This is a genomic window from Curtobacterium sp. MMLR14_002, from assembly GCF_001864975.1.
GTDB classification, from domain to species: Bacteria; Actinomycetota; Actinomycetes; order Actinomycetales; family Microbacteriaceae; genus Curtobacterium; species Curtobacterium flaccumfaciens.
Genome location: NZ_MJGT01000094.1, coordinates 1 through 22,890 on the forward strand (window position 1 = coordinate 1; position 22,890 = coordinate 22,890).

The window sequence follows — 22,890 nt, forward strand, 5'->3', positions numbered from 1 at the left end:
GGGGGCCTGTCGCTTTCGCGTCGGTGACCGGGATGCGCGGCAGGGCAGGGTCCGTCGCCGCAGCAGGACGGACCGACGGGCGGCCTGGAGGCCCGTGGTGCGTCCGTCAGACCGGCTCGGCCTGGGTGGGTGCGAGCGCCCGGCGACGGGAGGCCCGCGCGGCGGCGAACGAGTCCGCCGTCAGCACCACGAGCGCGAGCCACACGATGCCGAAGCCGAACCAGCGCCCGGCCGACATCTCCTCGTGCTGCACGAGCACCCCGACGAGCAGCTGCATCACGGGCGCCAGGTACTGGGTCAGCCCGAGCGTCGACAGGCTCACCCGCCGTGCCGACGACGCGAAGAGCAGCAGCGGCACCGCGGTCGCCGGCCCGGTCAGCACCGTGATGACCGCGTGCCCCCAGCCCTCGCTCGTGAACGTCACGCCGCCACCGAGCCCGGTCACACCGAGCACCACCAGCGCCACGACCGCGATCGGCAGCAGCCACACGGTCTCGATCGTCAGGCCGCTCAGGGCGTCCACGGTGCCGCCGACCCGCTTCTTCACCAGGCCGTACAGTCCGAACGAGAACGCCAGGGCCAGCGAGATCCACGGCATCTGCCCGTAGCCGATCGCGATGACGACGACCGCCACGACGCTCAGCCCGACGGCCGCCCACTGCGCCGGACGCAGGCGTTCGCGCAGGACCACGACGCCGAGCGCGATGGTGACGAGCGGGTTGATGAAGTAGCCGAGCGCGGCCTCGACGGTGTGGCCGGTGGTCGTCGCGAGGACGTAGACGGTCCAGTTGACCAGGATCAGGACGGCGGCGAGCCCCATCACGAGCATCACGCGGCGCTGGGCCATCAGGGTGCGGGTGCGGAGCCACGACCGGGTCACGGCGATCGCCACCGCGCAGAACACCAGGCCGAAGACGATCCGCCACGACACGATCTCGAACGCTGCGGCGGGGGCCATGGCCGCGAAGAGCAGGGGCATCAGCCCCCAGAGCCCGTAGGCCACGATGGCCTGCACCACGCCGACGGATGCCTCGCTGCGGACGGGTCGCGCCGGACTCGGTTCACTCACGGAACCATCCTAGGAACGACCACCGACCCGTGGGACGCGCACCGGGCCTCCAGGCGGGGTGAGCGGGCTGATCAGGACCGGCGCACCCGGGTGACCGGCCCCGGACGCACGAACGCCCCGTCGGCCCGAAGGCCGGACGGGGCGTCCGTGGTGAGTACTCGACTCAGTGAACGATGACCGCGAGGACATCGCGGGCCGACAGGACCAGCAGGTCCTCGCCCGAGTACTTGACCTCGGTTCCGCCGTACTTGGAGTAGATGACCTTGTCACCCACGGCGACGTCGAGCGGGACGCGGTTGCCGTTGTCGTCGATGCGACCCGGACCCACGGCGACGACCTCGCCCTCCTGGGGCTTCTCCTTCGCGGTGTCGGGGATGACCAGACCGGAAGCGGTGGTCTGCTCCGCCTCGACCTGGCGGATGACGATGCGATCCTCGAGCGGCTTGATGCTGACGGCCACGGTGACCTCTTCTTTCTCGGTACGGACTCGGTACAGATGAAAACCGGGTTGGCACTTCGCACAGGAGAGTGCCAACGCCAACTCTAGGGGGCCTCTGGCACTCGGTCAATCCGAGTGCCAGCACATCCGGAGAACACGCAGCACCTGCGAGGATCGACGCATGGACGCCGCCGAACTCACCGCACTGCTGACCCCCGACGGGATGGCCCTGCTCGACCGTACCCCGGGCGTCTCCGACGGTGGCGAGATCGTCCGCGTGGTGTCCCGGCTGCGCGCCGAGGGACACGATCCCCGACTGGTCGCCGCGGTGCTGACCCAGGCGAAACTGCGGCTGAAGGCCCGCGGCAAGTTCGGCGACTTCGCCTCCCGCATGCTCTTCACCGAGGCCGGGCTCGAGCAGGCCACCCGGCTGCAGGTCGCGGCCCAGCACGCTGGACGCTTCGCGGCGGCCGGCCTGACCCGGGTCGCCGACCTCGGCTGCGGCATCGGCGGGGACGCCATGGCGATGGCGGCGCTCGACCTCGACGTCACCGCCGTCGACCGTGACGAGGTGACGGCGGCCGTCGCGACCCACAACCTCGCGGTGTGGCCGAACGCGCGGGTGGAGCTCGGCGATGCCGCGTCCTTCGACCTGTCCGCGGTGGACGGCGTGTGGATGGACCCCGCACGCCGCACCTCCGGGCACTCGGACACCCGCCGCCTCGCCGACCCCGACGACTGGTCCCCCTCGCTCGACACCGTGTTCGCCGCGGCGACGACGACGCCGACCGGCGTGAAGCTCGGACCGGGCATCGACCGCGACCTGATCCCGGACACCGCCGAGGCGCAGTGGACCTCCGTCGACCGCGAGGTCGTCGAGCTCGCCCTGTGGTTCGGCCCCCTCGCCCGCCCCGGGATCCGCCGCGCTGCGACCGTCATCGGCGCGCACGGCATCGCCGAGATGACCGGAGCGGCCGACGCCGACGACGCCGAGGTCGGACCGCTCGGTGCCTACCTGTACGAGCCCGACGGCGCCGTGATCCGCGCACGGCTGATCGGCGACCTGGCACGAGGCCTCGACGGGCACATGCTGTCCGATGGCATCGCCTACGTCACGTCCGACCGCGCCGTCACGACCCCCTTCGCGCAGGGTTTCCGGGTGCTCGACACGATGCCGCTCGACGTCAAGCGACTGGCCGCACGGCTCGCCGCCGACGGCATCGGCACCGTCGAGATCAAGAAGCGCGGCGTCGACGTCGACCCGGCGCAGTTCCGCAAACGGCTGCGGTTGCGCGGATCGGGTCGCGTCACGCTCGTGCTCACCCGCCTGGAGGGACGCCACACGGCGATCCTGTGCGAGCGGCTCACCGACACGGTCGGCTGACGGCCGGGGGCCGCGTGCGGTGCTGCGCGCGCGTCGGCGTCGGCGTCAGCGTCAGCGGCTGCGTCAGCGGCTGCGTCAGCTGACGAAGGCGCCGGAGTTCGAGCTGTAGTCGGAGTAGTCCGAGTAGTCCGACGCGTTCGCGATCGAGATCCACACCAGGGCGACGATCAGGATGAACAGGCCCGTCAGGATCCAGCCACCGATGATGCCGGCGAGCGCCAGGCCGCGGCCACCCTCACCGGTCTGCTTGATCTTGCCGAGGGCGATGTGGCCCATGATCGCGCCGGCCGGGCTCGTCAGGATGATGATCGGCCAGATGATGATGCCGCCGAACGCGAAGACGATCGACAGGATCGACAGGACGTTCGTCTTCGGGCGCTGCGCGTAGGGCTGGTACGTGTACGGGTTCGACGCGTAGGGCTGCTGCTGCTGCGCGTACGGGTTCTGCTGCTGCGCGTACGGGTTCTGCTGCTGGCCGTACGGGTTCTGCGGGGCGCCGTACGCGTTCTGCTGCTGCTGCTGCTGCTGCCCGTACGGGTTCGACGAGGCCTGCGGTGCCGCGTAGGGGTTCTGCTGCTGCCCGTACGGGTTCGACTGCTGCTGCTGCTGCTGCTGCTGACCGTACGGGTTCTGCGGCTGCTGCGGAGCGCCGTACGGGTTCTGCTGCTGTGGGGCCGCGTACGGGTCCTGCTGCTGGCCGTACGGGTTCTGGGGCGCTTCCGGGGCCGACGGCGCCTGCGGTGCGTCAGGAGCCTGCGGGGCGTCCGGGGCGGGCGTGCCGTCGGGCTGTCCGTTCGCCGGGCCGTTCGGCGTCTCGCCCGGCTTCGGCCACTCGTTCTGATCGGACACCGTCCACCCCTCTCGGGCGTCCGGTCTCTCCGACGCCCGTGTGAATCCTCCCACAGGCTCCCGAAGAAGGACCGGGGCCGAACTGGTCAGACCTGGACGGTCGTCACCGGCAGGGTCGAGTCCGCCGCGATGCCGAGGTCGCTCGGCGCGTGCCCCTCGGCCACGAGTCGGGCGCCGACGGCGGCGATCATCGCGCCGTTGTCCGTGCACAGGTCGAACGGCGGGATCCGGAGCCGCACGCCCGCGGCCGCGCAGCGCTCCTCGGCGACCTGTCGCAGTCGGGCGTTCGCGACGACCCCGCCACCGAGCAGCAGCCGGTCGACGCCGGTGTCACGGCACGCGTTCAGGGCCTTGGTCAGCAGGACGTCGACGACGGCTTCGCGGAAGCTCGCGGCGACGTCGGCCACCGGCACCTCGCGGCCCTCGTCACGGCAGCGCTCGACCCACCGTGCGACGGCGGTCTTGAGCCCCGAGAACGAGAAGTCGTACCGGTGCGCGGCCATGTCCTTCGGCAGCGTCAGTCCCCGGGGGAACCGGATCGCCGTCGGGTCGCCGTCGGCCGCCGCACGGTCGATCTGCGGGCCGCCGGGGTAGGGCAGCCCGAGCAGCCGCGCGACCTTGTCGAACGCCTCGCCCGCCGCGTCGTCGATCGTCTCGCCGAGCAGTTCGACGTCGCCGACCAGGTCCCGAACCAGCAGCAGCGACGTGTGGCCACCGGAGACCAGCAGCGCGATCGTCGGCAGCTCGATCTCGCTGCCGTCCTCGCGCAGCACGTCGGCGCCGACGTGCCCGACCAGGTGGTTCACGCCGTACAGGGGCTTGCCCGTGGCCACGGCGAGCGCCTTCGCGGCTCCCACCCCGACCATGAGCGCCCCCGCCAGGCCCGGCCCGGCGGTCACCGCGACGGCGTCGAGTTCGTCGAGGGTGACGCCGGCACGCTCGAGCGCCTCGTGCAGCGTCGGGGTCATCGCCTCCAGGTGGGCCCGTGCGGCGACCTCGGGCACGACCCCGCCGTAGCGCGCGTGCTCGTCCATGCTCGAGGCGATCACGTTCGCCAGCAGGGTGTTCCCCCGCACGATGCCGACGCCCGTCTCGTCGCAGCTCGTCTCGATGCCGAGCACCAGTGGTTCAGTCGCGCTCACCGAGGGCCTCCTGTCCGATGGGTCCGACGACGGACGACCGCTCGGCGTCCGGGCCGGGCAGTTCCGTCCGCATCACCCACGCGTCGACGCCGTCCGGTTGGTAGTAGCGCGGCCGGGTCGCGATGTGCTCGAACCCGAACGCCGTGTACATCGCCTGTGCCACGGGGTTGTCCGCGCGCACCTCGAGGAACACCTCGCGCACACCGCGGCGCTGCGCTTCGTCGAGCAGTTCCGTGAACAGGACCCTCCCGAGCCCCTTGCCGCGCTGGTCCGCGGCGACGGCGATGGTCTGCACGTCGGCGACCGGGTTGCCTGCGAGCGACGAGAGCCCGGCGTACCCGACGACCAGCGGCGCGGACGTGTCGTCGGCCGTCTCGATCACGACGTAGTACCCGTGCGGTGAGTACAGCTCGCCGGACATCTGCGACGCCGACCAGGCGTCCGTCGGGAACGAGACGTGCTCGAGCCACATGATGTCGTCGAGGTCCTGCGGGTGTGCTCGCCGCAGGCGGAGCCCGTCCGGCAGGGTCACTGCTTCACCCGCTTGGGCGCGCCCGGCACCGTGACGTCGGGGTCGCGCAGGTACAGGGGCGTGTCCTGGTCGAACGCCGCACCGGACGCGAGCCGGTCCGCGGCGAGCGAGCCGAGCCTCCAGGCCGGGATGGACGCGACCGTCACGCGGTCCCAGCCCACCGCTGCGGGCCGGGAGGCGCGGATCGCGTCGTCGAGATCGGCGGGCTTGGCGAGTCCGGGGCCGGCCACGCGGACGCCGTCGGCGTCGTAGGCGCTCCAGTAGACCTCGCGGCGGCGGGCGTCCGTGAGGACGACGAACGGACCGGCGGCGCCCGAATCGCGCTGGTCGAGGGCGACGGCGTCGTGGCTGACGAGGGGCAGGACGGGGACGCCGCGGGCTGCGGCGAAGGTGCGAGCGGCAGCGATGCCGACGCGCAGGCCGGTGAAGGGGCCGGGGCCCATGCCGGCGACGACCCCGGTGACGTCGGCGCCGGTGATGCCGGCCTCGGTGAGGGTCTCGGCGAGGAACGGGCCGATCACCTCGGCGTGCCGGCGGCTGTCCTCGGTGTCGCGGGTCGCGAGGGCCTGGCCGGTGGCCGGGTCGACGACGGCGACGGAGGTCCCGGCGGAGGTGTCGATGGCGAGGAGCACCCGTCCATCGTAGGCGGGGCGGGGCAAGGGGTCAGTCCTCGTCGAGGCTGCCAGCGACCGCGTTCCAGATCTCGTCGGCACGCCAGCGCTCGCGACCGCCTCTGCCCGCTCGCCCGAGTGACCGGAGCCAGCCGTACTCCTCGGCTCGACGGAGCAACGCGGATGCCGTCGGCTGTGACACGGCGAGCGCCCTCCGGACCGACGCCACCGTGAGGACGGGGTTCTTGAAGATCACGTCGACGAGCCCGGGGAGCGCCGAACGCTCCGTCCGCGCAGCGAGGCGGTACCGCTCGCGAATCTCCACGAGCTTGCGGATCCGCTCGGCGCTGTCATTCGCTCGGACGGTCACCGCCTCGGCGAAGAACTGGATCCACTCGTTGACCTCTCCGCGCTCCCGAACGGCCTGCAACCGCTCGTAGTACTCGGTTCGGTGTTGTTCGAAGTACCCCGAGATGTGCAAGATCGGCGCGGGCAGGATGCCGTCTGCGATCAGCGAGAACCCGATCAGGAGGCGCCCGATCCGACCGTTGCCGTCGAGGAACGGGTGGATCGTCTCGAACTGGTAGTGCATCAGGGCGCACTTCACCGTGACCGACATCGATTCCAGTGGTGCGTTGACGAAACGCTCCCAGTCGTCAAGGGTCTCGGGAAGGTGGTCCTGGTGCGGCGGGATGAACCGGGCAGTCTCCGGTCGAGCGTTCGGAGATCCGATCCACACTGGTGAGCGACGAAGCTCACCGGGCGACTTCTCGTCCCCACGGACCTCCCGCATCAGGGTCTCGTGGAGCGAACAGATGAACCGTTGGGTGATGGGGAGATCTGCGAGGAGCGCCACTCCCTCGCGGGCGGCCCGGAGGTAGTTGTCCACCTCGCGGAGATCCTCGTCGAGGATCTCGTCGTCGTTCTCGACGCTGAGCACATCGCTCAGCGACGCCTGCGTGCCCTCGATCCGCGAGCTCGCGAGGGCTTCCTGCGCCATGGACGGGCCGAGCAGCAGTTCCGGCTCCTGTACGAGCTGCCCGAGTCCGGCCAACCGACCGATCGCGATGTCCGCGCGGGACACTGCGGCGTTCGTCATCGGCTCGAGGACAAGCTCACGTGGTAGCGGCGCGGGCAAGAAGTAGGCGTGCGGCCACTCGGACAACGGACGCGTCGTGAGCGTGCCGAAACGATCTGAACGGAAGTCTTCTCGGCGCATCTCCTCATCATAAGCAAAGTGCCCTCTGCCCTATAACTTCAGGTCGAACTTCCAAGCACCTGCACGTCGGGACGCGGGGACGTTCGATCCGTCATGCAAGTCAGGGGGCCGCGGCTAGTCGAAACGGACCGTGCTGGTGGGCGACGTCGCGCCCGTACCGGTCGCGGCCTCGTCCGCTGCTCCTTGAAGGTGCCGCAGCCGGGACCGCACACCGCCGTCCTGGCGACGCAGGACGATCGCGACGTCCGCCACGGACATCCCCGCGGCCGTCATTGCCTCGAGTCCGGTGTCCTCCTGCTGCGTCCACGGCGCGTAGGCGGCGGGCCGGTCGAGCCGAGCAGCGTCGACCTGCGGGTTGCCGGTCGGTGCAGCCCGGACCACCAGCGGGGACGACGGGTCGTCCGCTCCGGACGTCGTGGCGACGGCCGGCGCCGGCGCCGACGCTGACCGCGGGCCGGTCGCCCGGACGTCCAGGCAGGCGACGGCGGTCACCGGATGGCGTGCCACGACCGCTCCTGCGGGCGACCGGAACACCAACTCGGTGTCGTCACGGTCCACCGTGCCGACCTCCACGTCGCTGAAGCCGCCGGTGTCGAGGACGATGCGCATGGTTCCCCCGTTCGCGCTGACCAGATCTGCTGCGAGGCTACCGGTCGCCGGCCGGGGCACGGTCGACGACCGCCCGACGGACACCCTCCACCGCCGCGGCGACCGCGCGCTCGCGGGCCTCGGCGTCCTCGGTCTCGGAGTCGTGCACGAACACGGTGGCGCCCCGCCGGGCACCGCAGAAGTCGACGATGCCGTGCTCGACCTGCGTCCGGAGCGCCTCGGCGTACCCGTGCCGTTCGTACACGCCGGCGTCGTCGCCCGCGATCGGCACCAGGTGGACAGTGAGCCGTTCGAGCGCCCGACGGATGCCGCCGTCCGGGTCGACGTCGAACGCCCAGCCGTTCACGAACACGCGGTCGATCCACCCCTTGAGCACCGCGGGCACGGACCACCACCAGACCGGGAACACGAGGACGAGGTCGGTGGCGCGGTCGATGCGCTGCTGCTCGGCGACGACGTCGGCCAGCGCGTCCGTGCCGGTCCGGTAGGTCTGCCGGTCGGCGAGGGTGAAGCGCGGGTCGAACCCCTCGGCCGCCAGGTCGGCGGTCTCGACCGTCCCCGCGGGCAGGGCGTCCCGCAGGCGAGCCGCGAGGTGGTGGGTGAGGGAATCGGGGTCCGGGTGGGCGGTCACGATGAGCGTCGGCACACCGCATCCTCCCGGAGCCGGCTGGGTGGTACCGGGACACCCGCTGTCGCCCGGCCGCGCCGGCTCACACCGCGGTCAGGTCGAGGGACCAGGCGACCTCGCGCGCGAGCTGCCCGGTCCGCCGGAACGACCGGACCTGGTGGGTGGCGGCCAGGGCGGCCGCCAGGTCGTCGCGGTCGGCGAGGGCGAACCCGAGCGACTGCCAGAACGGACCGGAGCGCCGCGAGAACAGCCACGCCCGTCGCGCGCCCGTGGCCGCGGCGTGGTCGACGGCGAAGCGCGCGAGCCGGGTGCCGTGGCCGAGCCCCCGGAGCTGCGGCGCGACCGCCACGCTGCGGACGAGCACGTGGACGCCGTCGGCGCTCGTCTCGTACCCGGTGCTGCCGACCACGCGGCCGTCCTCGGCACGGTCGACCCACAGCCGGACGGTCGGCTCGAGACCGGCACGGTCGTGGCCAGCACGGTCGAGCCCGGCGACGGTCAGGTCGGCACCGACGAGGAAGGTGCGGAGGTCGTCGACCGCACCGGTGTCCACGCGCTGCAGGGTCAGAGGTCGACGCCCGTCCAGCGCGGCCCCGTCGCGGTGACGACGACCCGGCGCGGCTCGTCGGGCACGTCGTCCGGATCGAGGTCGTCGTCGACACCGTGGTCGGCCGCGTCCGCGCCGGTCTCCCGCGTGATCTCGACGTCGAGCACGCTGTCGCTGATGCCCTCGACCATGCCGCGACCCCACTCGACGACCACGATGGCGGCGTCCCAGTCGAGGTCGAGGTCGTCGAGCTCGACCGGGTCGGACAGACGGTAGGCGTCGACGTGCACCAGGTCGGGGCCAGCGGTCGTCGGGTGCGTCCGGGCGAGGACGAAGGTCGGGCTGGACACCTGGCCGCGCGCGCCGAGTGCGGCGCCGAGCCCGCGCGTCAGGGTCGTCTTGCCGGCACCGAGCGGCCCGGTCAGCACGACGAGGTCCCCCGCACGCAGCACCGCGGCCAACCGGGCGCCGAGCTGCCCCATCGCCTCGGTGCCGTCGACGGTGGTGTCGAGCAGGACGTCCGACTCGGTCACGGCCGCTCGCCCCGCAGGTACTCCCCGACCCGTCCCTCGATGTCGTGGCCCTCGTAGGACCGGGGCACGCGGCTGCCGATGCGGCAGACGATCTCTTCTCCGATGGTCTCGAGCGCCGCGCCCCACTCGAGCACGGTCATCTCGTCGTGCTCGCCGGTGCCGAACAGCACGACGGTGTCGCCGGTCTGCACGTCGTCCTCGCCGACGTCCACCAGGAACTGGTCCATCGCGACGCGGCCGGCGATCGGGTAGCGCTTGCCGCCGATCGCGACCTGGATGCGTCCCTGCGCCAGACGCGGGACCCCGTCGGCGTACCCGACGGGCACGAGGGCCAGGGTCGTCTCGGTCGCCGTGCGGTACGTGTAGTCGTAGGAGACGCCGGTGTCGACGGGGACGCGCTTCGTCTTCGCGACCGACGCGGTCAGGGTCATCACCGGCTCGAGTCCGAGGTCGGCCGCCGAGACGCCGTCGGCTCCGGGGATGCCGAACAGGTTCGCGCCCATCCGGACCATGTCCTTGCGGAACTCCTTGCGCTCCAGCCCCGCGAGCGACGCGGCGACGTGCTCCATCGGGACGTCGAGCCCGAGGTCCTCGGCGATCTCGATCGCGGCGTCGAACACGGCGACCGCGGCGCTGTCCTCGTGGTCGGACGCCTCGGCCAGGTGCGTGTACGCGGCGACGACCTCGATGCGGCCGTTCCGCTGGGCGTCCCGGGCGAGCTCGACGAGCGCCGGCCAGTCCGCCGGGGTCGCGCCGTCGCGGTGCAGGCCGGAGTCGACGCCGAGGTGCACCCGGGCCGGTCGCTGGTCGACGGCGTCGATGATGCGCTGCAGCTCGGCGACGTTCGAGACGCCGAGGTCGACGGCCGAGTCGATGGCGTCACGGAAGTCCAGGTCGGGGTCGTGCTGCCAGGTGAACAGGTGGACGTCCTCGCCGACGCCGATCGAGCGCAGGCGCAGGGCCGCGGGCACCGTCAGCACACCGATCCAGCGGATGCCGGCGTCGACGGCGGCGAGCGCGATCGGCTCGAGGCCGTGCCCGTACGCGTCGGCCTTCATGATCGCCATCACGGCGACCGGGTCCATCCGCTCCCGGACACGGTCGAGGTTGGCACGGTAGGCGTCGAGGTCGATGCGGGCCTGACGCAGCGGTGCGGAGCTCACGTCGTCCTCCGTTCCACGCTGCGGCCGATCCGGGCGACCACCTCGTAGTTGATCGTGCCGATGGCGTCGGCCCAGTCCTCGACGGCGGGGTCGCCGTTCGCGGGGTCGCCCCACAGCACCGCCTCGTCGCCGACCTGCACGTCGGCGTCGCCGATGTCGACGTGCATGGCGTTCATCGCGACGCGTCCGACCACCGGGAACGTCCGGTCTCCGATCCGCACCGAGACCCGGTTGCCGAAGTCGCGGTCGAAGCCGTCCGCGTAGCCGAGGCCGATCACGGCGAGACGGGTGTCCGTCTCGGCGCGCCAGGTGTAGCCGTAGGAGACACCGTCGCCCGCAGCGACCGGCACGGTGCGGAGCACGGCGGCGGTGACCCGCATCGCCGGGCGCAGCCCCAGGTCGGCCGAGGTGCGACCGTCGAAGGGGCTCAGCCCGTACAGGGCGAGTCCGACGCGGGACAGGTCGTGGCGGGTCTCCGGCACGGCGATGCTCGCGGCACTCGCGGCGAGGTGCACCACGTCCGGCACGATGCCGTTCGCGGCGAGGCCGTCCAGCGCCCGCTGCAGTGCGGCGTCCTGGTCGAGGTCGTCGGTGCGCGACGCGTTCGACAGGTGGGACATGAGCCCCTCGACCCGGGTGCGGTTGCCGCCGCGGGCCAGGGCGCCGGCGGTCGCGAAGAGCTCGGCCCACTCGGACTCGACCGCTCCGTTGCGGCTGAGGCCGGTGTCGACGCACAGGTGCACGGCGCGGACGTCGGAGTCGGCTGCTGCGGAGAGCTGCTCGACGCTCGACACCGCGGGCGTGACGTCGAACTGCGCGGCGCGACGGAAGTCCTCGTCGGGGGCGTGCAGCCACGCGAGGATCCGGACCCCCTCGTCGATGCCGCCCTGACGGAGCGCGACGGCCTCGTCGATGTCGGCGACCCCGAGCCACTCGGCACCGGCGTCCACGAAGGCCTGCGCGGCGTCGAGGGCCCCGTGGCCGTAGGCGTTCGCCTTGACGACGGCGATGACCCCGGCCGGTGCGACCCGGTCGGCGATCGTCGCGTAGTTCTCGATCAGGGCTCCGCGATCGACGGTGATGCCGGTGAACGCACTCACCGGACCGTTCCTTCCAGGACCACGTCTGTTCCTTCCAGGACCACGAACGCGGTCGCGATCCCTCCATCATGCGAGAGCGACAGGTGCACGCTCTTCACGCCACGCGCGTCCGCCACGTGCCGGGCGCCCTGGTGCAGGGTGAGCGACGGGTTCCGCTGGTCGTCGGACACGACCTCGAGGTCCTGCCAGCTGAGCCCGGCACTCGACCCGAAGGCCTTGATCAGGGCTTCCTTGGCAGCGAACCGTGCAGCGAGGGACGCGATCGGCCGGGGTTCACCGTCACGGACCTGCTCGGACGGCGTGAACAGCCGCGCCCGCATCGCCGGTGTGCGCTCCAGCACCCGTTCGAACCGCTCCAGGTCGACCACGTCGACCCCGATCCCGATGATCACCGTCGCGACTACTCGACGGTGACCGACTTCGCGAGGTTGCGTGGCTGGTCGACGTCGAGGCCCTTGGCGGCGGCGAGCTCCATGCCGAACATGTGCAGCGGTGCCACGGCGAGCAGCGGCTCGAACAGCGGGGTCGCCAGCGGGATCCGCAGGACCTCGTCGGCGAACGGCAGCACCGCTGCGTCGCCCTCTTCGGCGATCGCGATCACCCGGGCACCGCGGGCGCGGATCTCCTGGATGTTCGAGACGACCTTCGGGTGCAGCGATCGGGGGTCGCGCGGCGAGGGCACGATGACGAAGACGATCTGGCCCGGCTCGATCAGGGCGATCGGGCCGTGCTTGAGCTCACCGGCCGCGAAGCCCTCGGCGTGGATGTACGCGAGCTCCTTGAGCTTGAGGGCGCCCTCGAGCGCGATCGGGTAGCCGACGTGGCGGCCGAGGAACAGCACGCTCCGGGTGTCCGCCATCCAACGGGCCAGGTCCTTGATGCCGGCGGCGTCCTCGATGGTCTGCTGCAGCTTCGGCGCGAGCCCCTCGAGCTCGGCGACCTGCTCGGCGATCTGCTCGGTGGTGAGCGTGCCGCGCAGCGTCGCCAGGTGCAGCCCGAGCAGGTAGAGCGCGACGCCCTGGGCGATGAAGGCCTTGGTCGACGCGACGGCGACCTCGGGCCCGGCGTGCGTGTAGATCACGGCGTCGGACTCACGCGGGATCGTGGCGCCCTGGGTGTTGCAGATCGACAGGACCTGCGCGCCCTGCTCACGGGCGTACTTGACGGCCATGAGCGTGTCCATGGTCTCGCCGGACTGGCTGATCGAGACGACCAGGGTGCGCTCGTTCAGCACCGGGTCGCGGTAGCGGAACTCGTGCGCGAGCTCGACCTCGACCGGGATGCGGGCCCACTGCTCGATGGCGTACTTGCCGAGGATGCCGGCGTAGGCGGCGGTGCCGCAGGCGATCACGATGACGCGGTCGACGGTCGCCAGGCGCTCGGCGATCGGGTCGAGGTCGGTCAGCGTGACGGCGCCGTCGTGGACGCGACCGAGGATCGTCTTCGCGACGGCCTCGGGCTCCTCGCTGATCTCCTTCGCCATGAACGAGCTCCAGCCGCCCTTGTCGGCGGCGGAGGCGTCCCAGTTGACCTCGAACTCGCTCGGCGTGGCCGGGGTGCCGTCGAAGTGGATGACGTCCACGCCGTCGGGGCGGATCGTGGCGATCTCGTCCTGCCCGATCGACAGCGCGCGCTGCGTGTAGGCGACGAACGCGGCGACGTCCGAGCCCATGAAGTTCTCACCGTCGCCGAGCCCGACCACCAGGGGCGAGTTGCGACGGGCACCGACGACGACGCCGGGCTGGTCGGCGTGCACGACGAGGAGCGTGAAGGCCCCTTCGAGCCGCTGCACGGCCTGCTGCATGGCGGCGGTCAGGTCGCCGGTGTTGCGGAAGGCTCGCCCGACCAGGTGCGCGGCGACCTCGGAGTCGGTCTCGCTGCGGAACTCGATGCCCTCGGCCTGCAGTTCGGCGCGGAGCTCGGAGAAGTTCTCGATGATGCCGTTGTGGATCAGGGCGAGCTTGTCGCCGTCGGCCAGGTGCGGGTGGGCGTTGCCGTCGGTCGGGCCACCGTGGGTCGCCCAGCGGGTGTGCCCGATGCCCGTCGTGCCGTCCGGGATCGGCGACGACTCGAGCTCGTCGACCAGGGCCTGGAGCTTGCCGGCCTTCTTGGCCGACACGAGGTCTCCGGCTGGGTCGACGACGGCGATGCCCGCCGAGTCGTAGCCGCGGTACTCGAGGCGACGGAGGCCACCGAGGAGGACGTCCTGGCTGCTGTTGCTGCCGACGTAGCCGACGATTCCACACATGGGACCGATCCTACGGTCTGCCTGGACGCCCACCCTGCGAAGCGACCGAGGGGAGCGAATCGAGCACAATCGGGAGTATTCTGCGGAATCCGTTAGACAAGCGTAGAGTCTCCTCGATGCACGCCGCACTGAACCCGTACTCGCCAGGCGCCGGCCTGCGCCCCCCGGAGCTGGTCGGGCGCGACGCCGAGATCGAGGCGTTCGACCTCGTCGTGGCACGGTCGCGGCGCGCGCTCGGAACGCGCAGCATGATCCTCCACGGGCTGCGTGGGGTCGGGAAGACCGTCCTCCTGAACCAGTTCCGCATGCAGGCTGACGCCGCGGAGTGGTTGGTGGTCGACGTCGAAGGGCAGACGAGCGTGTCCGGCCGAGAGGGTGCTCGACGGAGGCTGGCGCGAGAGATCGCGCTCGCAGCACGTCGTCTTGCCCGCGGCCGCTCGGTCAGCGCAGCCGTGCAGCGCGCGCTCGGCACGGTCACGTCGTTCGGTGTGCACTTCGGGAACATCGGCTTCGACCTGGGGTTCTCCGCCGTCGAGGGTCGCGCGGACTCCGGCGTCATCGAGATCGACCTCGAGGAACTCGTCGAGGACCTCGCCCCCGCGCTGCGGGAGCAGAACCGCGCGCTCGCACTCTTCATCGACGAGGTCCAGGACCTCGACCTCGAGTTGCTGTCCGCGCTGCTGTCCGTCCAGCACCGGGCCGGACAACGTGGCTGGCCGTTCGTGATGGTCGGGGCCGGTCTGCCGAACGTACCGGCCAAGCTGACGGCGGCCCGGTCCTACGCCGAGCGCCTCTTCGACTACCGGGAGATCGGCTCGCTGCCGTCGGGAGCAGCCGCTGACGCGCTCACGGTTCCGGCCGCCCGTTCCGGGGTGACTTTCGATGCCGCGGCGCTCGATCTCCTCATCGATGCCTCGGGCGGGTACCCGTACTACCTCCAGACCTACGGGGCGGCGGCGTGGGACCTCGCGGCCGACCGACGGATCACCCACGATGACGCAGCAGCTGCCGTCGACCGCGGCAACGCAGAACTCGACAGCGGTTTCTTCCCGGCCCGCTGGGACCGTGCCACACCTGCGGAGCGGCAGTACCTCGTGGCGATGTCGGAGGATCCGGCCGGCGTCTCCGGGACTGCCGTCGTGGCATCGCGCCTCGGTGCGGAACCGAAGGGGACCAGCCCGGCACGACAGGGACTGATCGAGAAGGGCATCATCTACGCGCCCGAGCGCGGCAAGGTGGCGTTCACGGTGCCGAACATGGGCGAGTTCGTCCGCCGTCAGGCCGATCTCGACATCGTGGACTAGCGTCCGGGCCATGGGACGCTTCGACGACATCGCCATCACCACGCTGCACGGCGAGGACACCACGTTCGGCGCCTACGCCGACAAGGCCGTACTGGTCGTGAACGTCGCCTCCCGGTGCGGCCTCGCCCCGCAGTACGAGCAGCTCGAGGCCCTGCAGAAGCAGTACGGCCCCCGCGGGTTCACGGTGCTGGGCTTCCCGAGCAACCAGTTCCTGCAGGAGCTCGGCTCGTCCGAGGCGATCGACGAGTACTGCTCCACCACCTGGGGCGTCACGTTCCCGATGTCCGAGAAGGTCAAGGTCAACGGCAAGAGCGCTCACCCGCTCTACCAGGCCCTCAAGGAGACCCCGGACGCCGACGGCAAGGCCGGCCGGGTCGCCTGGAACTTCGAGAAGTTCCTCGTCGCCCCCGACGGCACCGTCACGCGCTTCCGCCCCACCACGAAGCCGGACGCCCCCGAGGTCGTCGCCGCCATCGAGGCGGCCCTCCCCGCCTGACGCATCGCGTCCTGCGGACGCGCACCGAGCAATGGACTGGAGGCCCGGGGCGCGTGAGCCGGTCGGCTCACGTGCCCAGGGCCTCCCGTCTGTACGCTCGATCCCATGCCGTTCTCGGAGACCGCCGTCGCGCACCCGACCCCGTTCGTGGAGATCCCGCGTGCCGAGTGGTCCCAGCTCGCCCCGAAGGAGCACCTGTCGCTCACCGAGACCGAGATCGTGCAGCTGCGCGGTCTCGGCGACCGGTTGGACATGCAGGAGGTGCAGGAGGTCTACCTGCCGCTGTCCCGCCTGCTCACGCTCTACGCCGCCGGCGCGCGGAACCTGCACGCCGAGACGAGCCGGTTCCTCGGGGAGCGCGCCGGGCGCACGCCGTTCGTCATCGGCGTCGCGGGTTCCGTCGCGGTCGGCAAGTCCACCGTCGCCCGTCTGCTGCGCGAGCTGACGAAGCGCTGGCCGGACACCCCTCGGGTCGAGCTCGTGACGACCGACGGCTTCCTGTACCCGAACGCCGAGCTCGAGCGCCGCGGGATCATGGACCGCAAGGGCTTCCCGGAGTCGTACGACCGCCGCTCCCTGCTGCGCTTCGTGAGCCAGGTGAAGAGCGGGGCGACCGAGGTCCGTGCGCCGTACTACTCGCACCTGGTCTACGACATCGTGCCCGATGCCGAGATCGTCGTCCGGCAGCCCGACGTGCTCATCGTCGAGGGCCTCAACGTGCTGGCGCCCCCGGTGCACGGGCGGCTCGCGCTCTCCGACCTGTTCGACTTCACGATCTACGTGGACGCGAAGACGAAGGACATCGAGTCCTGGTACGTCGACCGGTTCCTCGCCCTGCAGGAAGAGGCGTTCTCGAGCCCCGACTCGTTCTTCCACCGGTTCGCCTCGCTCTCGCGTGAGGACGCGGTCCGGACGGCGACCGAGGTCTGGCGGGCGATCAACGAGCCGAACCTGATCGAGAACGTGCTGCCCACGCGCTCCCGCGCCACCCTGGTGCTCAAGAAGGGCGCGAACCACAAGGTGAACTCGGTCCTGCTCCGCAAGATCTGAGCGGACGGGGACAGCAAAACACCGGTGTTCGCGAGCTGAACCGCGTTCTGCGCGTGTTCAACCGGCGAACACCGGTGTCTTGCGGAGGGGACCTTACGCGGCGTCGAGCGCCAGGCGGTCCTGCACGACGGCGGCGAGCTCCTCGGCGATGCGCTGGGCATCGTCCTGCGAGGCGGCCTCGACCATGACGCGAACGACCGGCTCGGTGCCCGACGGACGGAGCAGCACACGACCGCTGTCCCCGAGCGCCTCGCTGGCGGCGGCGATGGCGTCCTGCACGCCCTGATCGGCGAGCCCGTGACGATCGACGCCCCGGACGTTGAGCAGCACCTGCGGGAACACGGTCATGCACGAGGCGAGCTCCTGCAGGGTCTTGCCCGTGCGCGCCATCTCGGCGACGAGGTGCAGCCCGGTCAGGATTCCGTCACCCGTGGTGGCGAACTCGTTGAAGATGATGTGGCCGGACTGCTCGCCACCGATGGAGTAGTCGCCCTCGGTCATCTTCTCGAGCACGTAGCGGTCGCCGACACCGGCCTCGATCACGGTGATGCCCGCGTCGGCCATGGCGCGCTTCAGCCCGAGGTTCGACATGACCGTCGCGACGAGGGTGTCGTCCTTCAGTCGTCCGCGCTCCTGCAGGGACAGCGCGAGGATCGCCATGATCTGGTCGCCGTCGATCGCGTTGCCCGCGGCGTCGACCGCCAGGCAGCGGTCCGCGTCGCCGTCGTGCGCGATGCCGACGTCGGCACCGTGCTCGAGCACCGCGCGGGCGAGGTTGTCGATGTGGGTCGAACCGACGCCGTCGTTGATGTTCCAGCCGTCGGGGTCGGCGCCGATGAGCGTCACGCGGGCACCCGCGTTGACGAAGACCTCGGGCGAGACGCCGGCGGCAGCACCGTTGGCGCAGTCGAGCACCACGTGGATGCCGTCGAGCCGGTGCGGCAGCGTGCCGAGCAGGTGAACCACGTAGCGGTCCTCGGCGTCGGCGAACCGCGAGATGCGCCCTACGTCGATGCCGGTGGGGGTGGGTGCGGAGTGGTCGTGCATGGCCGCTTCGATGCGGTCCTCGACCTCGTCCGGCAGCTTGCGGCCACCCGTGGCGAAGAACTTGATCCCGTTGTCGGGAGCGGGGTTGTGCGATGCGGAGATCATCACGCCGAAGTCGGCGTCGATGTCCGCGACGAGGAACGCCGCGGCGGGGGTGGGGATGACCCCGGCGTCGAGCACGTCGACGCCGGCCGAGGCGAGCCCGGCCGCGACGGCGGCACCGAGGAACTCGCCGGAGACGCGCGGGTCACGCGCGAGGACCGCGCGCGGGCGCGGTCGACCTGACGCCCGGCGGGCGTCGGCATGGTGTCCGTGTGTGAGAACGGCCGCGCTCGCCTGGGCAAGACCCAGTGCGAGCGCGGCCGTCAGCTCGCCGTTGGCGAGACCACGAACCCCGTCGGTACCGAACAGACGCGGCATTGCGATCTTCAGCCGGTGACGACTAGCGCTTCGAGAACTGCGAAGCCTTGCGGGCCTTCTTGAGACCGGCCTTCTTGCGCTCGATGACGCGGGCGTCACGGGTGAGGAAGCCGGCCTTCTTGAGGGTCGCGCGGTTGTTCTCGCGGTCGATCTCGTTCAGGGTGCGGGCGATGGCGAGGCGGAGTGCGCCGGCCTGACCCGAGGGGCCGCCACCGGTGATGCGGGCGACGACGTCGTACGAGCCGAGGAGCTCGAGCACCTTGAAGGGGTCGTTGATGAGCTGCTGGTGCAGCTTGTTCGGGAAGTAGTCCTCGAGCGTGCGGCCGTTCACGACGAACGTGCCGGAGCCCGGGACGAGCCGGACGCGCGCGATGGCCTCCTTGCGGCGCCCGACGGCACCGCCGGAGACGTTGAGGATCTGACGGGGAGCGGCCTCGGCAGCGGCGGGTGCGCTCTCCGTGGTGAAGCTCTCCGGGGTCTGGTCGAGGGAATCAGCGATCTGAGCCATGAGTTTTCTGTGTCCTTGAAGTCGTCGTGGCCGGAACTACTGTGCGACCTGGTCGAAGATGTACGGCTTGGGCTGCTGCGCGGCGTGCGGGTGCTCCGCGCCGGCGTAGACCTTCAGCTTCTTGAGCTGCTCGCGGCCGAGGGTGTTCTTCGGCAGCATGCCGCGGATCGCCTTCTCGACGGCGCGGGTGGGGTGCTTCTCGAGCATCTCCGGGTAGGAGGTCGCCGTCAGGCCGCCCGGGTAACCCGAGTGACGGTAGTAGACCTTCTTCGCGAGCTTCGAACCGGTCAGGGCGACCTTGTCGGCGTTCACGATGATGACGAAGTCACCCATGTCCATGTGCTGGGCGAAGGTGGCCTTGTGCTTGCCGCGCAGGAGCGCCGCGGCGTGGGTGGCGAGACGGCCGAGGACGACGTCGGTGGCGTCGATGACGATCCAGTCGTGCTGGACGTCTGCCGGCTTCGGTGAGAACGTGCGAGTCACAGGAGTGCTGCTTTCGTGTCGAGGTGAGGAGTCCGTGAATCCCACTCCGGTCGGGAGTTCCACGGGCAGAAGCACGGGGAACACCTCGGTTGGAGGGCTCATCTGACTGTCCGCGCGCGGGGCGCACAGACCAAGGTGAGAGCCTAGCCGACGCGGGGTACGTCGGTCAAACGCGACTGCCTGCCGGCCTGGAGGCGCGGGGCGGCCCCGCACCGCGCCTCCCGTCCGCCGCGCGGTCGCGCTTACCGCGCATGGTGAGCAGCAATGGTCGGGTCCGCTGTGCGAACCCGACCATTCCTGCTCACCAAGTGCGCCCGTGGGGCGTGGGGACTACTCCGCAGCCGCAGCCCGACGTCGGCGACGCACGACCAGCACGCCCGCACCCGCCGCGAGCAGCAGGAACGCCACCAACGCACCGGCACCGAGGCCCGCAGCACCCGTGAACGCCAGCTGCCCATCCACGGTGATCGTGATCGGGGTCCACCCGATCAGGCTCCCGTCCGCAGCGGTCACCGCCAGGCGGTGCGTACCAGCCGCGGTGTCCGCCGGGATCGTCACCCGAACCGTCCCGTCAGCAGCGACCACAGCCGTGCCGATCAGCGTCGGCTCCGAGAACAACCACACGTTCACCGTGTCACCGGCAGAAGCAGTACCGACCGTCACCGTGATCGTCTCCCCCGCACGAGCGGTCGCCGGAGCAGACACGCCACCACGGTTCGCCTCCGTCAACAGCGACTCCGACGGCGCCACCGGAACAACCGGAGCCACCGGCGGGGTGATCCCGTCGACCGGCGGCACCGGAGTCGGGGTCGGGGTCGGCGTCGGGTTCGGCACCGGGGTCGGCACCGGGGTCGGCGTCGGCACCGGCGTCGGGTCCGTGCCCGGGTCGGTGCCCGCGGCGTCCAGGTCGAACCCGACCAGGATCGGGTCGTGGTCGCTCGCCCGGTACACGTCGTCGGTGTACAGGTTCGTCGCGTTGTAGTTGTAGCGGCTGTACTCCAGGCCCACCGACTCGACCGAGTTGATGTTCCAGATGTCCACGCCCGTGACCGTCTCGAGCGCGGCCTTCGACGCGAACACGTGGTCGAGCGAGCCGCTCAGGCCGGAGAACACGTACGAGTACTCCGTGCTGTCGAGCGCCGGGCCGAGGTCGGTGTAGCCGGCCTCGTCGAGGACCACCACCGGGTCCTCCTTGCTGTACGCGTTGAAGTCGCCGAGCATGAACACCTTGTCGGTGCCGTACTGCTCCTGCATGTCGGTGGAGAAGGTCACGAGGGCCTTCGCCTGCTCGACGCGGTCGGCGTTCGACGCTCCCTGCCCGTCACCCTGGTCGGCGTTCTCGCCGGTGCCGGAGCCCTTGGACTTGAAGTGGTTCGCGATCACCAGGAAGTCGTCGTCCGCGGTGCCGCCGACCGGGCGGAACGCGTCCGCGACGGGCTGGCGGGCGTTCGTGAACGCGTCGTCGAGCAGGATCGTCGACTCGCCGACGGGCTCGACGCGGTCCTTCTTGTAGATGAGGGCGAGGCGGATGACGTCCTCGCTCGCGGGCACGACGGCCGGGGACTTCGCGTAGGCCCAGGTGTCCTGGCCGGTGGCGGCGTTGAGCGCGTCGACCAGGGTGGCCACGGCGGCGTCGCGGTCCTGACCGAAGCGGACCGAGTTCTCGATCTCCTCCAGCGAGACGACGTCGGCGTCCAGGCCGTTGATGGCCTTGACGATCTTGACCTGCTGGCGCAGGAAGTCCTCCTGCTCTGCGGCGCCGCGGGCGTCGCAGCCCGAGTTCACCGTGACGGGGTCACCGGCGCGGTCCGTGTAGTACTTGCAGCCGGTGAGCTCGTCGCCCGTGGTCGGGAAGTAGTTGAGCACGTTGAAGCCGGCGAGCTTCAGGTCGCCGCCGACGTCCTGCGGTGCCGGCTGGCGCACCTTCGAGAACGACGCCGGCAGCTCGGCGGCCGGGGTGGCACCCGTGATCGGGGCGGTCGGCTGGAACTTCCACCCGTTGTTGCGGTAGTCGAGGACGACCGGCTCGGTGAAGGTGGCCGCGGCCCCGACCGTGACCGGGCCCTGGGTGAGCCACGACACCGGGATGCCCTGGTTCGCCTGGGTCAGGAAGTTGGTGCTCGCACCGTCGTCGAGCGTGACCTTGCGCGCGGCGTTGTCGGCCTCGACGGCCTTCGCCTCGGCGCTGCCCGGTCGGCCGACCTCCGTCGGCTGGACCAGGCGCTTCGTGCCGCTGGCGAGCACGACCTCGCCGTACTGGTTCGTCGTGTAGTTGTCGGCGACGGTGTACGCGCCCTGGGGAGCGACGAGCATGCTCTCGAGCGACTCGCGCTGGGCGTCGGACGACGGGAACGCGACCGCGGCCGGCTGTGGTGCCGCGACGGTGTCGTCGAGCTGCTGCAGCGACGAGGCGCCGGGCACCGTGAGCTCGGTCAGGCCGAAGTACTCGGACACGGCGCCGGTGACCCGGACGTGGTCGCCCTCGTGCACCAGGCCGGCGGTGGCCGACGAGAAGACGAACACGGCGTCGGACGCGGTGTGGGCGCCGAGGTCGATGGCACCGCCGGTGCCGGGGGTCTGGATCGTGTAGCCGTTGAAGCCGCCGGTGCCGTACACCGCGGTGACGACGCCGTCGGTCGTGACGTTCTTGCCGGCGTACGGCGAGGTGTCCGTGGTGCCCTGCAGCTGGGCGATGGTCACCGTCTCGGCGGGCGTGCCGGGCGCGGGGGTCCCGCCGTCACCCGGGTCGGTCGGTTCCGTGGGCTCGGTCGGTGCCGTCGTCTCGCCCGCGGCGTTCCGTGGGGTGAGCGTCGTCGTCACGGAGAAGTCCGCACCGTTGACGTCGGTGTCCGTGGTGCCCTGGCGGACCAGGCCGTTCGGGACGGAGTTGTCCCCGGTCACGGTGCGCACGGCCGACTCGAACGTGTTGGAGGCGCCGTAGCCGAGCAGGTCGACCACGCCGTCGGTGCCGGTGGCGACGGGTCCGGCGGCGAGCGCCAGGGGTGCCGTGGCGTCGGACAGCACGAGCGTGCCGGTGGTGCCCGAGGGGTTGAGCGTCGCGGTGTCGTCGGCGGCGGGCAGGTCCTCGCCGGCCGGGGTGGCCCCGCCGTTGCCCGCCATCGACACCAGGAACGTGCCCTTCGCCGGCACGGTGCCCTGGAGCGCACTGGCCGAGAACGTGCCGGTACCCGTGGCGGACCGGTACTGCAACGACCACCCGTCGAGCGACACGGCGGCGTCGGTCGGGTTGCCGATCTCGACGAACTTCTCGTTGTAGAACGCGCCCTTGCTCCCCGCCTTCAGGTAGGCCTCCTCGATGACGAGGTCGGTCCCCTCGGGGTTCGCGGTCGCTGCGGTGACGGTGACGAGTGGGGCCGCGAGGAGCGTCGCGGCCGCCGTGGCGCACAGCAGAGTGCGCCCGAGGGTGTTGGCCATGCCCGCACGCTACCGACCTGCGGGGACATTCAGGTTGCGTCGAGGTAAATGATTGCGTTCGACAACATCAGCGA

The 22,890-nt window shown here is 71.1% G+C and carries 23 protein-coding genes; 4 read left to right on the plus strand and 19 right to left on the minus strand.

What is annotated here, in order from left to right:
- Positions 1 to 106 precede the first annotated feature (106 nt).
- Both rarD and groES read right to left on the minus strand, forming a co-directional pair.
- Complete coding sequence (gene rarD, locus BIU91_RS15125; protein WP_071406138.1) at positions 107 to 1,069, minus strand: EamA family transporter RarD; 963 nt, start codon at positions 1,067 to 1,069, stop codon at positions 107 to 109.
- A 163-nt stretch (positions 1,070 to 1,232) separates the two neighbouring features.
- Positions 1,233 to 1,529 (minus strand): co-chaperone GroES, encoded by a 297-nt coding sequence (gene groES / locus BIU91_RS15130; protein ID WP_017885484.1) that lies wholly within the window; start codon positions 1,527 to 1,529, stop codon positions 1,233 to 1,235.
- Between the two features lie 160 nt (positions 1,530 to 1,689).
- Between groES and BIU91_RS15135 the strand changes: the two genes are divergently transcribed.
- Entirely contained in the window at positions 1,690 to 2,892 is a 1,203-nt protein-coding gene (locus tag BIU91_RS15135) for a class I SAM-dependent methyltransferase (protein WP_071406139.1), read from the plus strand.
- A 75-nt stretch (positions 2,893 to 2,967) separates the two neighbouring features.
- Here the strand turns inward: BIU91_RS15135 and BIU91_RS15140 are convergent, their stop codons facing one another.
- The 13 genes from BIU91_RS15140 to glmS all read right to left on the minus strand — a co-directional run bounded on the left by BIU91_RS15140 (position 2,968) and on the right by glmS (position 14,073).
- On the minus strand, positions 2,968 to 3,741 hold the full coding sequence (locus tag BIU91_RS15140) for a DUF4190 domain-containing protein (protein ID WP_071406140.1): 774 nt from the start codon (positions 3,739 to 3,741) through the stop codon (positions 2,968 to 2,970).
- Between the two features lie 86 nt (positions 3,742 to 3,827).
- A complete protein-coding gene (tsaD, locus tag BIU91_RS15145) occupies positions 3,828 to 4,883 on the minus strand; it encodes a tRNA (adenosine(37)-N6)-threonylcarbamoyltransferase complex transferase subunit TsaD (RefSeq protein ID WP_071406141.1) in 1,056 nt (351 codons plus the stop codon).
- Positions 4,870 to 5,415 carry a ribosomal protein S18-alanine N-acetyltransferase gene (gene rimI, locus BIU91_RS15150; RefSeq protein WP_071406142.1) on the minus strand — a complete coding sequence of 182 codons (546 nt, stop codon included), beginning with the start codon at positions 5,413 to 5,415 and terminating at the stop codon, positions 4,870 to 4,872. The genes tsaD and rimI overlap by 14 nt, the downstream gene beginning before the upstream one ends.
- Positions 5,412 to 6,047: a tRNA (adenosine(37)-N6)-threonylcarbamoyltransferase complex dimerization subunit type 1 TsaB gene (tsaB, locus tag BIU91_RS15155; RefSeq protein ID WP_071406143.1), complete on the minus strand. Its 636-nt coding sequence runs from the start codon at positions 6,045 to 6,047 to the stop codon at positions 5,412 to 5,414. Before tsaB ends, rimI begins: the two co-directional genes overlap by 4 nt.
- A gap of 31 nt (positions 6,048 to 6,078) precedes the next feature.
- On the minus strand, positions 6,079 to 7,245 hold the full coding sequence (locus tag BIU91_RS15160) for a Fic/DOC family N-terminal domain-containing protein (RefSeq protein WP_071406144.1): 1,167 nt from the start codon (positions 7,243 to 7,245) through the stop codon (positions 6,079 to 6,081).
- 114 nt (positions 7,246 to 7,359) lie between these two features.
- The gene (locus tag BIU91_RS15165) at positions 7,360 to 7,854 is read right to left on the minus strand and encodes a hypothetical protein (RefSeq protein WP_139196615.1); all 495 of its coding nucleotides are present in this window, start codon (positions 7,852 to 7,854) and stop codon (positions 7,360 to 7,362) included.
- A gap of 37 nt (positions 7,855 to 7,891) precedes the next feature.
- Complete coding sequence (locus BIU91_RS15170) at positions 7,892 to 8,500, minus strand: NAD(P)H-dependent oxidoreductase (protein WP_071406146.1); 609 nt, start codon at positions 8,498 to 8,500, stop codon at positions 7,892 to 7,894.
- A gap of 64 nt (positions 8,501 to 8,564) precedes the next feature.
- The gene (locus BIU91_RS15175) at positions 8,565 to 9,035 is read right to left on the minus strand and encodes a GNAT family N-acetyltransferase (protein ID WP_139196614.1); all 471 of its coding nucleotides are present in this window, start codon (positions 9,033 to 9,035) and stop codon (positions 8,565 to 8,567) included.
- 11 nt (positions 9,036 to 9,046) lie between these two features.
- Positions 9,047 to 9,511 carry a tRNA (adenosine(37)-N6)-threonylcarbamoyltransferase complex ATPase subunit type 1 TsaE gene (gene tsaE / locus BIU91_RS15180; protein WP_071406265.1) on the minus strand — a complete coding sequence of 155 codons (465 nt, stop codon included), beginning with the start codon at positions 9,509 to 9,511 and terminating at the stop codon, positions 9,047 to 9,049.
- A 47-nt stretch (positions 9,512 to 9,558) separates the two neighbouring features.
- Positions 9,559 to 10,725: an alanine racemase gene (alr, locus tag BIU91_RS15185; RefSeq protein ID WP_071406147.1), complete on the minus strand. Its 1,167-nt coding sequence runs from the start codon at positions 10,723 to 10,725 to the stop codon at positions 9,559 to 9,561.
- Positions 10,722 to 11,825, minus strand: a complete 1,104-nt coding sequence (gene alr / locus BIU91_RS15190) for an alanine racemase (protein ID WP_071406148.1) — start codon at positions 11,823 to 11,825, stop codon at positions 10,722 to 10,724. The genes alr (BIU91_RS15185) and alr (BIU91_RS15190) overlap by 4 nt, the downstream gene beginning before the upstream one ends.
- Positions 11,822 to 12,217, minus strand: a complete 396-nt coding sequence (locus BIU91_RS15195; protein WP_071406149.1) for a holo-ACP synthase — start codon at positions 12,215 to 12,217, stop codon at positions 11,822 to 11,824. The genes alr (BIU91_RS15190) and BIU91_RS15195 overlap by 4 nt, the downstream gene beginning before the upstream one ends.
- A gap of 8 nt (positions 12,218 to 12,225) precedes the next feature.
- Positions 12,226 to 14,073, minus strand: a complete 1,848-nt coding sequence (glmS, locus tag BIU91_RS15200) for a glutamine--fructose-6-phosphate transaminase (isomerizing) (protein WP_071406150.1) — start codon at positions 14,071 to 14,073, stop codon at positions 12,226 to 12,228.
- A 116-nt stretch (positions 14,074 to 14,189) separates the two neighbouring features.
- Between glmS and BIU91_RS15205 the strand changes: the two genes are divergently transcribed.
- From BIU91_RS15205 to coaA, 3 genes are all read left to right on the plus strand, one after another.
- The gene (locus BIU91_RS15205) at positions 14,190 to 15,377 is read left to right on the plus strand and encodes an ATP-binding protein (protein WP_071406151.1); all 1,188 of its coding nucleotides are present in this window, start codon (positions 14,190 to 14,192) and stop codon (positions 15,375 to 15,377) included.
- A gap of 10 nt (positions 15,378 to 15,387) precedes the next feature.
- Positions 15,388 to 15,873, plus strand: coding sequence for a glutathione peroxidase (locus BIU91_RS15210; protein WP_071245463.1), 486 nt, complete (start codon positions 15,388 to 15,390; stop codon positions 15,871 to 15,873).
- A gap of 105 nt (positions 15,874 to 15,978) precedes the next feature.
- Positions 15,979 to 16,923 carry a type I pantothenate kinase gene (coaA, locus tag BIU91_RS15215; protein WP_071406152.1) on the plus strand — a complete coding sequence of 315 codons (945 nt, stop codon included), beginning with the start codon at positions 15,979 to 15,981 and terminating at the stop codon, positions 16,921 to 16,923.
- Between the two features lie 93 nt (positions 16,924 to 17,016).
- On the opposite strand, the gene glmM is transcribed toward coaA, so the two are convergent.
- The 4 genes from glmM to BIU91_RS15235 all read right to left on the minus strand — a co-directional run bounded on the left by glmM (position 17,017) and on the right by BIU91_RS15235 (position 22,816).
- A complete protein-coding gene (gene glmM, locus BIU91_RS15220; protein WP_071406153.1) occupies positions 17,017 to 18,390 on the minus strand; it encodes a phosphoglucosamine mutase in 1,374 nt (457 codons plus the stop codon).
- A 22-nt stretch (positions 18,391 to 18,412) separates the two neighbouring features.
- Positions 18,413 to 18,898, minus strand: coding sequence for a 30S ribosomal protein S9 (gene rpsI, locus BIU91_RS15225; RefSeq protein ID WP_027466716.1), 486 nt, complete (start codon positions 18,896 to 18,898; stop codon positions 18,413 to 18,415).
- Between the two features lie 36 nt (positions 18,899 to 18,934).
- Positions 18,935 to 19,381, minus strand: coding sequence for a 50S ribosomal protein L13 (rplM, locus tag BIU91_RS15230; RefSeq protein WP_027466717.1), 447 nt, complete (start codon positions 19,379 to 19,381; stop codon positions 18,935 to 18,937).
- A gap of 330 nt (positions 19,382 to 19,711) precedes the next feature.
- Positions 19,712 to 22,816: an ExeM/NucH family extracellular endonuclease gene (locus tag BIU91_RS15235; RefSeq protein WP_071406154.1), complete on the minus strand. Its 3,105-nt coding sequence runs from the start codon at positions 22,814 to 22,816 to the stop codon at positions 19,712 to 19,714.
- Positions 22,817 to 22,890: the final 74 nt, after the last annotated feature.